12 protein-coding genes and 1 other RNA gene are annotated in these 12,866 nt (G+C 67.0%); 3 read left to right on the top strand and 10 right to left on the bottom strand.

Annotated elements, in window-relative coordinates; translation table 11 throughout:
* Positions 1 to 72: 72 nt before the first annotated feature.
* On the top strand, positions 73 to 927 hold the full coding sequence (locus tag HWX07_RS20315) for an endonuclease/exonuclease/phosphatase family protein (protein ID WP_175877448.1): 855 nt from the start codon (positions 73 to 75) through the stop codon (positions 925 to 927).
* A gap of 30 nt (positions 928 to 957) precedes the next feature.
* Here HWX07_RS20315 and HWX07_RS20310 read toward each other — a convergent pair whose 3' ends face one another.
* From HWX07_RS20310 to ffs, 10 genes are all read right to left on the bottom strand, one after another.
* The gene (locus HWX07_RS20310; protein ID WP_012328630.1) at positions 958 to 1,734 is read right to left on the bottom strand and encodes a 3'-5' exonuclease; all 777 of its coding nucleotides are present in this window, start codon (positions 1,732 to 1,734) and stop codon (positions 958 to 960) included.
* Between the two features lie 3 nt (positions 1,735 to 1,737).
* A complete protein-coding gene (gene rpoS, locus HWX07_RS20305) occupies positions 1,738 to 2,826 on the bottom strand; it encodes an RNA polymerase sigma factor RpoS (RefSeq protein WP_011694300.1) in 1,089 nt (362 codons plus the stop codon).
* Positions 2,827 to 2,837: 11 nt separating this feature from the next.
* Positions 2,838 to 3,728: a peptidoglycan DD-metalloendopeptidase family protein gene (locus tag HWX07_RS20300; protein WP_012328631.1), complete on the bottom strand. Its 891-nt coding sequence runs from the start codon at positions 3,726 to 3,728 to the stop codon at positions 2,838 to 2,840.
* A gap of 5 nt (positions 3,729 to 3,733) precedes the next feature.
* Positions 3,734 to 4,666: a protein-L-isoaspartate(D-aspartate) O-methyltransferase gene (locus HWX07_RS20295; protein WP_074802819.1), complete on the bottom strand. Its 933-nt coding sequence runs from the start codon at positions 4,664 to 4,666 to the stop codon at positions 3,734 to 3,736.
* Positions 4,663 to 5,424, bottom strand: a complete 762-nt coding sequence (gene surE / locus HWX07_RS20290; protein WP_175877447.1) for a 5'/3'-nucleotidase SurE — start codon at positions 5,422 to 5,424, stop codon at positions 4,663 to 4,665. The genes HWX07_RS20295 and surE overlap by 4 nt, the downstream gene beginning before the upstream one ends.
* 218 nt (positions 5,425 to 5,642) lie before the next feature.
* Positions 5,643 to 6,848 (bottom strand): CaiB/BaiF CoA-transferase family protein, encoded by a 1,206-nt coding sequence (locus HWX07_RS20285; protein ID WP_175877446.1) that lies wholly within the window; start codon positions 6,846 to 6,848, stop codon positions 5,643 to 5,645.
* Between the two features lie 48 nt (positions 6,849 to 6,896).
* Positions 6,897 to 7,493, bottom strand: coding sequence for a recombination mediator RecR (gene recR / locus HWX07_RS20280; RefSeq protein ID WP_006478665.1), 597 nt, complete (start codon positions 7,491 to 7,493; stop codon positions 6,897 to 6,899).
* Positions 7,494 to 7,524: 31 nt separating this feature from the next.
* Positions 7,525 to 7,851: a YbaB/EbfC family nucleoid-associated protein gene (locus tag HWX07_RS20275; RefSeq protein ID WP_006482124.1), complete on the bottom strand. Its 327-nt coding sequence runs from the start codon at positions 7,849 to 7,851 to the stop codon at positions 7,525 to 7,527.
* Between the two features lie 100 nt (positions 7,852 to 7,951).
* Positions 7,952 to 10,345, bottom strand: coding sequence for a DNA polymerase III subunit gamma/tau (locus tag HWX07_RS20270; protein ID WP_175877445.1), 2,394 nt, complete (start codon positions 10,343 to 10,345; stop codon positions 7,952 to 7,954).
* 128 nt (positions 10,346 to 10,473) lie between these two features.
* Positions 10,474 to 10,572: signal recognition particle sRNA small type (gene ffs / locus HWX07_RS20265), an RNA gene on the bottom strand.
* Between the two features lie 390 nt (positions 10,573 to 10,962).
* Here ffs and trxA point away from each other — a divergent pair.
* Together trxA and rho are read left to right on the top strand one after the other, a co-directional pair.
* The gene (trxA, locus tag HWX07_RS20260) at positions 10,963 to 11,289 is read left to right on the top strand and encodes a thioredoxin TrxA (protein ID WP_006402348.1); all 327 of its coding nucleotides are present in this window, start codon (positions 10,963 to 10,965) and stop codon (positions 11,287 to 11,289) included.
* A gap of 194 nt (positions 11,290 to 11,483) precedes the next feature.
* Entirely contained in the window at positions 11,484 to 12,746 is a 1,263-nt protein-coding gene (rho, locus tag HWX07_RS20255) for a transcription termination factor Rho (protein WP_006478662.1), read from the top strand.
* Positions 12,747 to 12,866 lie beyond the last annotated feature (120 nt).

Genomic DNA, 12,866 nt, shown 5'->3' with positions numbered 1-12,866 from the left:
GACCGCGTGCGATACGCAGGCCCCACCGCGGCACGGGTTCTGCTCGCAGCACCAGACCACGGAGACTCGACCATGCGATTGATCGACTGGAACATCCAATGGGGTCGGGACGCGGACGGCGGCGTCGATCTTCCTCGCACCGTGGCGGCCATCCGCCGGCTCGGCGATTTCGACGTGCTCTGCCTGCAGGAGCTCACACGCGGCTTCGATGCACTGCCCGGCCGGCCCGGCCCCGACCAGTTCGCCGAACTCGCGGCGCTGCTGCCCGGCTATACGATCGTCGACGCCATCGGCGCCGACCTGCCGCCCATCCGGCCGGACGCACCGCGCCGCCAGTTCGGCAACGCGATCGCGACGCGGCTGCCGGTCGGCCGTGTGCTGCGCCAATTACTGCCGTGGCCGGCCGACGCTGGCACGCCGTCGATGCCGCGCGTCGCGCTCGATATCGAATTGCAGGCGCCCTTCGGGCCGTTGCGCGTGATCACCACGCATCTGGAGTATTACTCGGCGCGCCAGCGGCTTGCGCAGGTCGACGCGCTACGCGACCGGCATCGCGAGGCCTGCGCGCACGCGGATCAACCCGCTCCCGCCGAAACGCCCGAGGGGCCGTTCAGCGCGACCGGACAGCCGCGCGATGCGATCGTCTGCGGCGATTTCAACAGCGCATTCGACAGCGACGCGTACCGGCGCTTCGTGGAGCCGATTGCCGACGCACCCAGTTTCGTCGATGCGTGGATCGCGCGGCACCCCGGCCATACACCGCCGCCGACGGCCGGCATCTACGATACGGTGCAATGGTCGGACGGGCCACTCGCGTGCGATTTCGTGTTCGTGACCGACACACTGTTGCCGCGCGTCATCGGCTGCGAGATCGACGGCGACGTACGCGCGTCCGATCACCAGCCGGTGCTGCTCGAACTCGGCTGATCGCACCGGCGACGGTGCGGCCCGCCCGTGCTACGCGTCGAAGCCGGCGAGGTATTCGACCCAGTGCGGGGCCGGTTCCAGCGCAAGCGCGTTCTTCACGAGCAGGATCTCATCCGCATATTCGCTCGGCGTCAGGCCGCCGCGCATCAACTGGAACCGGCAATACAGCAGGTAGGTGTTGACGACGTCGGTTTCGCAATAGTTGCGGATTTCCTCGATCCGCCCGTCCCGAAATGCCGGCCACACCTGACTGCCGTCCATTCCGAGCTTGCCCGGGAAGCCGCACAGCTTCGCGAGCGCATCGAGCGGCGCGTTTGCCCGCGCCTGATACATCGCAAGCACATCCATCAGATCGGTATGCCGCGAGTGATAGCGCGAGATGTAGTTGTTCCACTTGAATTCACGGTCGTCCTCGCCGAGATCCCAATAGCGGGTGGCGGGAATGCCGTGCACGAGCGCGCGATAATGGAGCACCGGCAGATCGAAACCGCCACCGTTCCACGACACGAGTTGCGGTGTGTATTTCTCGATCACGCGGTAGAACGACTGGATCAGCGTCGCTTCATTGTCCTGCGGCGTGCCGAGCGAGCGCACGCGAAAACCGTTGTTGTCGCGAAACACGCACGAAATCGCCGCGATCCGCTGCAGATGGTGCGGCAGGAAATCGCTGCCGGTCTTCTCGCGACGTGCGGCGAACGCGTGTTCGGCCACCGCGGCATCGTCGAGCGTCGCGGGCAGGTCTTCCAGACGGCGAATGCCGTCGACATCGGGAATCGTCTCGATGTCAAAAACAAGAATCGGGGTCATCGGTTACAGAACGGCGTCCTTGCGCACGCCGTTGGAGGCGAAGAACCGCTTGAGGCGCACCAGCGCTTCCTGCTGGATCTGCCGCACGCGCTCGCGCGTGAGCCCCATCTCGTCGGCGAGCTCCTCGAGCGTCGCCGGTTCGATGTGGTTCAGGCCGAAGCGGCGCTCGATCACGTGCCGGTGCTTGTCGGACAGCCGCGACAGCCACGCGCGCGTCAGCGTTTCGAGCTCGCGGTGCTGCACCTCGGCGTCGGGCGACTGGCTCTGGTCGTCGGGCAGCAAGTCGAGCAGGCTGCTCGCGGGATCGAGGTCGAGCGGCGCATCGAGTGACGCCGTGTGCTCGTTGAGCGCGAGGATATCGGTGACTTCCTCGGCGGTCTTGCCGGTGAGATAGGCGATGTCGTCGATGCTGGCTTCGCGGCGTTCGGCCGCCTCGCCCGTCGACATCGAATTCTTTTCGAGGTGGCGCTTCGCGCGCAGCACCTGGTTCAGTTCGCGGATCACGTGCACCGGCAGGCGCACCGTGCGGGCCTGGTTCATGATTGCCCGCTCGATGCTCTGGCGGATCCACCACGTCGCGTAGGTCGAGAAACGGAAACCGCGCGTCGGGTCGAATTTCTCGATCGCATGCATCAGGCCGAGGTTGCCTTCCTCGATCAGGTCGAGCAGCGGCACGCCGCGGTTCAGATAGCCCTTCGCGATACTGACGACGAGCCGCAGATTGCGCTCGATCATCACCTGCCGCGCCTCGAATTCGCCGGCCTTCGCGAGACGCGAATAGCGCTGCTCTTCCTCGACGGTCAGCAGCGGCTTCACGCTGATGCGGTTCAGGTAGTGCTGGATCGTGTCGGCCGTGAGCTCGGCCTGCAGCAGCGTGCGGAAATCGTCGACGTCGGGCGCGGCTTCCTGGCGGCCTTCGCGCTCGTCGTCGCCACCGTCCGCGTCGGCGTCGCGTGCCTCGAGATCACGTTCGTTTTCCGCGACATCCTCTTCGTCGTCCGTCGAAGCGCCCACTCGCCCCACCGATGCTTGCGTGGCACGACTGATCTTCTCAGACTCGGCTTGCGGCTCGTGGCGCTTCGATTTCGGCATGGTCGTCTCGGTTATTGAGGCGGCAAATACTTCAGCGGATCGACAGGCTTACCCTGCCGGCGAACCTCGAAATGCAGCATCACGCGGTCGGCATCGCTGTTACCCATCTCGGCGATCTTCTGCCCCTTCGTTACCGCGTCCCCCTCTTTTACCATCAAAGCGCGATTGTGTGCATACGCCGTGAGGTAAGTTGCATCGTGTTTGATGATAATGAGGTTGCCGTAACCACGCAGACCATTGCCGGAGTACACGACGCGGCCGTCCGCCGCCGCCTTCACGGCCTCGCCGGCCGTCCCGCCGATATTGACACCCTTGTTTTTCGCATCGTCGAACCCGTTCAGCACGGGGCCGCGCGCGGGCCACGCGAACGTCACGGGGCCGCTCGGCGCCGCCGCCGTATCGCTCGATCCGGTTGCCGCGGCCGGCGGCGTCGCGGCGAGCGCGGACGACGTGCCGGCAGCCGGCGTTGCGGGACCGCTGCTCAGCGGCGCCGTCGCGACCGCACCACCGACGATCGGCGCGGCGGCCGGCGTGCCCGCGACCGCGGTGCCGGCCTGCGGCGACACGCGCAGCAGCTGGTCGACTTCGATCTGGTTCGGGTTCGCCAGATTGTTCCACGCCGCGATGTCGCGATAGTTCTGTCCGTTCTCGAGTGCGATCCGGTATAGCGTGTCGCCCGGCTTCACCCGGTAGTAACCCGGCGGTGCTGGCGGAAGCGGCGCCGCGGGCTGCGCGGCGGCGGTCGTGCCGAGCGACCCGGAGCGGTCGACGACGGGCGCGTTGTCGAGCCGCGTCGCACAGGCGGCCAGTAGCGTGGAGAACGCAGCCACACAGATCGCGCGCTGGGCGAACGTGAGCGGTTCCCTGGATCGGTTGTTTTGCATCGCGCGCAACATACTCATCGGTTTCAAATCACTCCGGATTTTAAAGGGACAAAGAAAACGCGATCAAGCCGGGACTCTCGCCATTGCGCGTGCGCGACGCGCTCGACGAGCGTGAGCACCTGGTGCTGCCCGCTCTGCGCGCCGACCGGCGCGACGAGCCGCCCGCCGATCGCGAGCTGCTCGAGCAGCGCCTGCGGCACGTCGAGCCCCGCCGCCGCGATCACGATCGCGTCGAACGGGGCCGCGGACGGGAGGCCGACACGCCCGTCGCCGTAGTGCAGACGGATGTTCGGCACGCGCAGCGGCCGCAGGTTCAGCTTGGCGCGCTCGTAAAGCGGCTTGATGCGTTCAATCGAATACACGTCGCGTGCCACGTGGCTCAGCACGGCGGCCTGATAGCCGCAACCCGTGCCGATCTCGAGCACGCGCTCGAGGGTGCGGCCGGCCATCGCGAGCTCGATCATGCGCGCGACGACCGACGGCTTTGAAATGGTCTGCTGGTGGCCGATCGGCAATGCCGAATCCTCGTAGGCCTGCGTCGCGAGCCCCGGATCCACGAACAGGTGGCGCGGCACCGCGGCCATCGCGTCCAGCACGCGTGCATCGGTCACACCGTTCGCGCGCAGGCGTTCGACCATCCGCTCGCGCACACGTTCCGACGTGAGGGCGAACGCGCCGGCCGGCGCGATGCTCGGCGCAGCCGGCTTCGGCAGCGCGGGTTTCAGCGCGGTCGGCTTCGGCGCGGTCGCCGGCTTCGCGGCGGCGATACCCGGCAGCGGCGCCCGCACGGCGGCCGGCTTCACCGCAACCGGTTTCAGCACGGCTGCGGGTTTGTCGGCGGCCTTCGGCACCGCACCCGCCGCCTGACGTTCGCCGGGCCGACCTTCGGACTTGCGTGGCGCTCGCTTGAGATCTTCGAGCGCGAGCGGGAACCGCTTCGCGCGCTCGCCGCTCATGAAGCCCGCCCTCCGGCGCGCGCCCATTCGCGCGTCGCGGGGAGCATCTGCGTATGCGTAAGATCGAGCTGCAGCGGCGTGATCGACACGAAACCGTTTGCAACGGCGTGGAAATCGGTGCCATCGCTGGCGTCCAGCGCGGCGCCCGCGGCGCCGATCCAGTAGATCGGCTCGCCGCGCGGGTCGGTCTGTCGAATCACCGGCTGCGACGGATGACGCTTGCCGAGGCGTGTGACCTGCCAGCCCTTCAGCTGGTCGTACGGCAGGTTCGGAATATTGACGTTCAGCAGCGGGTTGCCCGGCAGCGGATGCGCGAGGTAGTGCGCGACGATTTCCGCGGCGACGCGCGCGGCGTCGGCCAGATGGGCCCAGCCCTTGTCCACCAGCGAGAACGCGATGGCCGGCACACCGAACATGATGCCTTCGGTGGCGGCTGCAACTGTCCCCGAATAGAGCGTGTCTTCGCCCATGTTCTGGCCGTTGTTGATGCCGGACACGACGATGTCCGGCCTCGCGTCGGCCATTCCTGTCAGCGCGACGTGCACCGAATCGGTCGGCGTGCCGTTCACGTAGAAGAAACCCGTACCCGCTGCGCGCTGCACCGACAGCGGCCGCGACAACGTGAGGGAATTCGACGCGCCGCTGCAGTTCTGCTCGGGCGCGATCACCGTAAGCTCGGCCAGCGGCTGCAGCGCTTCGCTGAGCGCGGCGAGACCGGGGGCGAGATAGCCGTCGTCGTTGCTGAGTAGGATTCGCATCCGGCGATTGTAACCGAGGAAAGATGGCGCGAGAGCGACAGTCCGGCGGCTGCGGACGGGCGGGTATACGCATGGGCACACGATGCGCCGCCGCAGTGCGCGACGGCGTGCCGCACGCCGGGGAAAACACCGTGCCGTCGGCGTTTTCCGCGTGGAGAAAATCGCCTCGGGGCTACCGTCGTCGGCAGGCCCGGCGCGAAGCGTCGCGCCGGCTGCGCTCAGATCGCGCCCGCCTCGCGCAGCGCGGCAATCGCGTGCGCGTCGTAGCCGAGGCCGCGCAGCACCTCGTCGGTATGCTCGCCGAGTTCCGGCCCGAGCCAGCGCGTTTCGCCCGGCGTGTCGGACAGCTTCGGCGTGATGTTCGGCAGTGGAATGTCGGTGCCGTCGGCCAGCTTGAAACGCTGGATCATCTGGCGCGCGACGAACTGCGGATCGGTGAACATGTCCGCCGCGCTGTAGATGCGCCCGGCCGGCACGTCAGCCGCATTGAGCACGACGAGCGCCTCGTCGATCGTGCGCGGCGCGAGCCACGCGGCGATCGCGTCGTCGATTTCCTGCGTGCGCGGCACCCGCCCGTCGTTTTGCGCGAGCGCGGGATCGTCGGCGAGGTCGTCGCGCTCGATCGCCTTCATCAGCCGCTTGAAGATCGGATCGCTGTTGCCGCCGATCACGATGCTGCCGTCGCGGCACGCGTACGTATTCGACGGCACGATGCCCGGCAGCGACGCGCCGGTGCGCTCGCGCACCATCCCGTACACGCCGTACTCGGGCACCACGCTTTCCATCATGTTGAAGACGGCTTCATAGAGTGCAACGTCGACCACCTGCCCCGCGCCGCCGTTGACCTTGCGGTGATGAAGCGCCATCAGCGCGCCGATCACGCCGTGCAGCGCGGCGATCGAATCGCCGATCGAGATCCCGATGCGCGGCGGCGGCAGATCCGGATAGCCGGTGATGTGGCGCAGCCCGCCCATCGATTCGGCGATCGCGCCGAAGCCGGGCCGGTCGCGGTACGGGCCCGTCTGCCCGTAGCCGGACAGGCGGACCATCACGAGGCCCGGATTGTCGGCCGACAGCACGTCGTAGCCGAGCCCGAGCTTTTCGAGCAGGCCCGGACGGAAATTCTCGATCACGATGTCGGCCTCGCTCGCGAGCTGCCGCGCGATCGTCTTGCCGGCGTCGGCTTTCAGGTTCAGCGTGACCGATTTCTTGTTGCGCGCCTGCACGGACCACCACAGCGACGTGCCGCCCTGCTCCGGGTAGAGCTTGCGCCACTTGCGCAGCGGGTCGCCGCCGTTCGGATCCTCGATCTTGATCACTTCCGCGCCGAATTCGGCGAACAGCCGCGACGCGAACGGCCCCGCGATCAGCGTTCCGAATTCGAGCACTTTGACGCCCGCGAGCGGGCCCTGGCTGGTGCTCATGTGTCTCCCTGGCATGAGGAACGGCGCCGCCGGCCGGCGGCGCCCGGCTTACATCGTGCGGCGGTCGAGCATCGCGCGGGCGATGGTGCCCGCGTCGACGTACTCGAGCTCGCCGCCCACCGGCACGCCGCGCGCGAGGCGCGTGACCGCCAGCCCGCGCGCCTTGAGCGTCTGGCCGAGGTAGTGGGCGGTGGCTTCGCCTTCGTTCGTGAAGTTGGTCGCGAGCACGACCTCCTTGACGACGCCGTCGGACGCGCGCCGCACGAGGCGGTCGAAATGGATTTCCTTCGGACCGATTCCGTCGAGCGGGCTCAGTCGGCCCATCAGCACGAAATACAGCCCGCGGTAGGTCATCGTCTGCTCGAGCATGATCTGGTCGGCAGGCGTCTCGACGACGCACAGCAACGTCGGATCACGCTCCTCGTCGCTGCAGACCTCGCAGATCTGCGCCTCGGTGAACGTGTTGCACTTCTCGCAGTGCTGCAGGTGCTCGGTCGCGAACAGCAGCGACCGGCCGAGCCGCTCCGCGCCCTCGCGGTCGTGCTGCATCAGGTGAACCGCCATGCGCTGCGCGGATTTCGGCCCGACACCGGGCAGCACGCGCAACGCTTCGACGAGAGCGGACAAGGCGGACGGCTGTTTCATACGGCGGCAAAGAGTGGCAAGAACGCCGCGCTCAGAACGGCAGCTTGAAACCCGGGGGCAGCGGCAGGCCCGACGTCATGCCGCTCATCTTTTCCTGCGACGTGGCTTCGGCCTTGCGCACCGCGTCGTTGAACGCAGCGGCGACGAGATCCTCGAGCATGTCCTTGTCGTCCGCGAGCAGGCTCGGGTCGATCGACACGCGGCGCACTTCGTTGCGGCACGTCATCGTCACCTTCACGAGGCCGGCGCCCGACTGCCCTTCGACTTCGATGAGCGCAAGCTGCTCCTGCATCTTCTTCATGTTTTCCTGCATTTGCTGCGCTTGCTTCATCAGTCCGGCGAGGTTGCCTTTCAACATGGGAATACTCCTTCTTGATCGTGTGAAAACCGGCACGCGGCGCGTGCCGGCCAATGTGTGGTGTGCGGGGCGTGATTGTGCCTGTCGCGGGGCGGTCAGTTCAATGGAGTGTGGGCGGCACACCGTCCGGCGCCGAATCGGCGAGCGGGCGCACCGACCCCTCCACGATGCGCGCACCGAAGTCGCGCACGAGCTGCTGGACGAACGGATCGCCGTGAATCTCCTGCTCGGCTTCGCGCTGGCGCGCCGCGCGCGCGGCCGCATCGAGCGCCGCCGCGGTGCGCCGTGCGGGCCCGACCTCGACGCTCACCTCGACCGGCTTGCCGAGCGCATCGGCCAGTGCGGCCTTCAGCTTCGTCACCTGCGCGGCGTCCGCATACTGCGGCACCGGCACGGACAATTTCAATGTGCTCGCATCGACGGCCGTCAGCTCGCTGTTGAACGCGAGCTGGTATGCGACACCCTTCAGCGGCAGCCGTGCGGCGAGCGCCGGCCATTCGCCGTCGAAGCCGACCGGATCAAGCGCGATCGCCGGCGGTAACGGCCGCGTGTCGATCGGCGCGGCCGGACGCGCGTCCGCCGGCTTCGGCGTCACGCGCACATCGTCGGGACCGCTGTCGAACACCGGCACGAAGCCGTCGTCGGAACCGCCGAACATTTCGTCGGCGCTGAGCGGCACGTAGTCGTCGGGCGGGATGTCTTCCCACGGCGGCGACGGCTGGCGCGAATCCGCTGCTTGCGGCGCGCGGGCAGCGGCACGCGGCGTCGGCACCTGGACGGCCGGACGCGGCGCGGCCGGCTTCTCGGCGGCCGGCTGCGCGGTCGCCGGCTTGGCTGCCGCGCCTGCGCGACCGCGGTCCGACGACACGCGCATCCCTGCATTGCGCAGCACGTCGAGCGCGGCGGCGGCACCGCCTGCGCGCGCCGCCGACCGTGCGGCGGCCGGCTCGGGCGATGCGGCGCGCGGTGCCGGTTCGGCCTGCGGAGCCGGTTCGTCGTTTCGCTGCACGGCGGCAACGGCAGGCGGCTCAGGTTCGTTGCGGGCGGGCGGTGACATGTCGCCAGCGGGCGCTGCCTTCGTTTCCGGCTGCGACGGCTCGATCGCTTGTGCGTCGGCCGCTGCCGGTACCGGGGCTGCTGTCTCCTCGGGTGCCGAAACGGCTGCTTGTGCCGGTGCCGGAACGGCCGCCGACTTGGCGGCCGACCGGTCGGTTTCGTCACCGGACTGCGCGGGCGCCGAACGGGCGACCGGCGCAGCTGGCGCCGCAGCTTGCGGACGCGCCGCGACTGCGGGCGCGGCCGACACCGGCTTCGCCGCTGCAGCGGCCGGTGCCGCGGCAGCGCGCGGGGCCGGCACCGCTCGCGGCGGCGGCACGGACGGCTGACCGCCCGGCGCACTGCCGGCGCCCACGGCCGGCTCGAATGCGAGCATCCGCAGCAGCGTCATCGTGAAACCGGCGTATTCGTCCGGCGCCAGGCCGAGCTCGGCGCGCCCGACCGTCGCGATCTGATAGAACAGTTGCACCTGCTCGGGGCTCAGCGTCTCCGCAAAACGGCGCAGGTCGGCCGCTTCCGGCCATTCGTCGAGCACCGAGCCCGGCGCGAACTGCGCCCAGGCGATCCGGTGCAGCAGGCTCGCGAGATCCTGCAGCGCAGTCGAGAACGACAGGCTGCGCAGCGACATCTCGTCGGCGATCGCGAGGATTTCCGGGCCGTTGCCGGCCGCCAGCGCGTCGAGCAGGCGCACCATGTATGTCTGGTCGAGCGCGCCGAGCATGCCCGACACCGCCGACTCGGTCACCTCGTTCGCCGAATAGGCGATCGCCTGGTCGGTCAGGGACAGCGCGTCGCGCATGCTGCCCTGCGCGGCGCGCGCGAGCAGGCGCAGCGCCTGCGGCTCGAACGTGATCTGCTCTTCGCCGAGGATCCGCTCGAGATGCGACACGATGTGCCCGGCCGGCATCTGCTTCAGGTTGAACTGCAGGCAGCGCGACAGCACGGTCACGGGGATTTTCTGCGGATCGGTCGTCGCGAGAATGAACTTGACGTGCGGCGGCGGCTCTTCGAGCGTCTTCAGCATCGCGTTGAACGCGTGGTTCGTCAGCATGTGCACTTCGTCGATCATGTAGACCTTGAAGCGCGCATCGACGGGCGCGTACACCGCGCGCTCGAGCAGCGCGGCCATTTCATCGACGCCGCGGTTGCTTGCCGCGTCCATCTCGACGTAATCGACGAAACGGCCCTCGTCGATCTCGCGACAGGCGCGACACACGCCGCACGGCTGCGACGTGACGCCGGTTTCACAGTTGAGCGCCTTCGCGAAGATCCGCGACAGCGTCGTCTTGCCGACACCGCGGGTTCCGGTAAACAGATAGGCGTGATGGAGACGCCCGCCATCGAGCGCGTGCGTGAGCGCCCTGACGACGTGCTCCTGGCCGACGAGCGAAGCGAAATCCTTCGGACGCCACTTGCGTGCGAGAACTTGATAGGTCATCGGGAAATTGTATCAGTAACGCTGCGTCGCGCCGACACGCGAAACGGTGCGGAAGACGGGCAAGAGGCAGGTCGAACGGAGTGTGACGCAGAAATAAAAAAACGCCCTGCGAACGGGGCGAGAAGGAAGGTGACGAGCCCAACCCTCGGCACTGGCGGAAAACGATTGTGGCTGCTTCGTTCCCGACCTGACCAGGTTCACCGCCCCACCATGCGAGGAGGCCCGTCACGGCATATTCTATCACCGCTTCCGGACGAATGCGACCGTTTGTTCGCATCAATGCGAATATCGCCGGGCAAACCGGCGCGTCGCCCACTCATACGGGCTGGATGCGGCCCGCCCCTTGCAATTGGCGGACCGGCCTCCATCTGAGTGGCACGACGGTCGAACGTCGCGTCGTACCCCTACTCGCGTAGCGGCTACTATCGCCGCCCGCAGCAGATAGCAATTTAGGCTAATATGACGCCCGAACGACCCGCGAGCCGCGGCATGCAGCGCTTACGCCCCTCCTTTCCGGAAAGGCGGAGTGACCTGCCGCAGCGGCCGGCAGCCTACGGCGGCCGGTACGCCGCAACGCGCAAGCAGGCAGTCCCCGAACCGTAAGAGGTATTGACCCAATGAGCGAACAGATCAAACACATCAGCGACGCATCGTTCGAACAGGACGTCGTCAAGTCCGACAAGCCCGTACTCGTCGATTTCTGGGCCGAATGGTGCGGCCCGTGCAAGATGATCGCCCCGATCCTCGACGAAGTCGCGAAGGACTACGGCGACAAGCTGCAGATCGCGAAGATCAACGTCGACGACAATCAGGCCACGCCCGCGAAATTCGGCGTGCGCGGCATCCCGACGCTGATCCTGTTCAAGAACGGCGCGGCCGCCGCGCAGAAGGTCGGCGCGCTGTCGAAGTCGCAGCTCACCGCATTCCTGGACAGCCACCTGTAATACCGGCAGTTCCGCGGACGTGTTGTCAGTCGGCAACACGTCCGCCGTCACGCCGCCGATCGCTCACTCAAGCGTGAATCGGCCTATGCTAGAATTAAAAAACGTCGACAAGACGCATTTAAGTCTCTGAGCGCTTCCGCTCGCCCTCCTCCCTTATTTCTTTCGTCGCATCTCCTCCCTGGCGGGTTCTCCGTATGCATTTATCCGAGCTCAAGTCTCTGCACGTCTCCGAACTGATCGAAATGGCCAATGGCCTGGAGATCGAAAACGCGAACCGCCTGCGCAAGCAGGAGTTGATGTTTGCCATTCTCAAAAAGCGCGCCAAGACGGGAGAGACGATCTTCGGCGACGGTACGCTCGAAGTGCTGCCGGACGGCTTCGGCTTCCTGCGCTCGCCGGAAATGTCGTACCTCGCGAGCACCGACGACATCTATATCAGCCCGTCGCAGATCCGTCGCTTCAACCTGCACACCGGCGACACCATCGAAGGTGAAGTCCGCACGCCGAAGGACGGCGAGCGCTACTTCGCGCTGGTGAAGGTCGACAAAGTCAACGGGCAGCCGCCCGAGGCCTCGAAACACAAGATCATGTTCGAGAACCTCACGCCGCTGCACCCGAACAAGCCGCTGTCGCTCGAACGCGAAATGCGCGGCGAGGAAAACGTCACGGGCCGCATCATCGACATGATCGCGCCGATCGGCAAGGGCCAGCGCGGCCTGCTCGTCGCGTCGCCGAAGTCGGGCAAGACCGTGATGCTCCAGCACATCGCGCACGCGATCAAGCAGAACCACCCGGACGTGATCCTGTTCGTGCTGCTGATCGACGAGCGCCCGGAAGAAGTGACCGAAATGCAGCGCTCGGTCGCCGGCGAAGTGATCGCGTCGACGTTCGACGAACCGGCCACGCGCCACGTCCAGGTCGCCGAAATGGTGATCGAGAAGGCCAAGCGCCTCGTCGAAATGAAGCACGACGTCGTGATCCTGCTCGACTCGATCACGCGTCTCGCGCGTGCGTACAACACCGTGATCCCGGCATCGGGCAAGGTGCTGACGGGTGGTGTCGATGCGAACGCGCTGCAGCGCCCGAAGCGCTTCTTCGGCGCGGCGCGCAACATCGAGGAAGGCGGCTCGCTGACGATCATCGGCACCGCACTGATCGAAACCGGCAGCCGCATGGACGACGTGATCTACGAAGAGTTCAAGGGCACCGGCAACATGGAAGTGCACCTCGAGCGCCGTCTCGCGGAAAAGCGCGTGTACCCGTCGATCAACCTGAACAAGTCGGGTACGCGTCGCGAGGAAATGCTGATCAAGCCCGAGATCCTTCAGAAGATCTGGGTGCTGCGCAAGTTCATCCACGACATGGACGAGGTCGAGGCGATGGAATTCCTGCTCGACAAGATCCGCCAGACGAAGAGCAACTCCGAGTTCTTCGACCTGATGCGCCGCGGCGGCTGATCGCCCCGCGCCGCAACACGGCCGCCCGCGCACCCTGCCCGGCGGCCGTTTTTCGATCCCAACCTGAACGTGAACGTACAGGTTGATCTATAATCGCGTCACCACCCCTTCGAATTCCCC

This window comes from Burkholderia sp. BCC0097, assembly GCF_902832985.1.
Classification (GTDB): Bacteria; Pseudomonadota; Gammaproteobacteria; order Burkholderiales; family Burkholderiaceae; genus Burkholderia; species Burkholderia orbicola.
The sequence above is the reverse complement of the archived record's forward strand: the minus strand, read 5'-3'. Positions and strand labels throughout refer to the sequence as shown.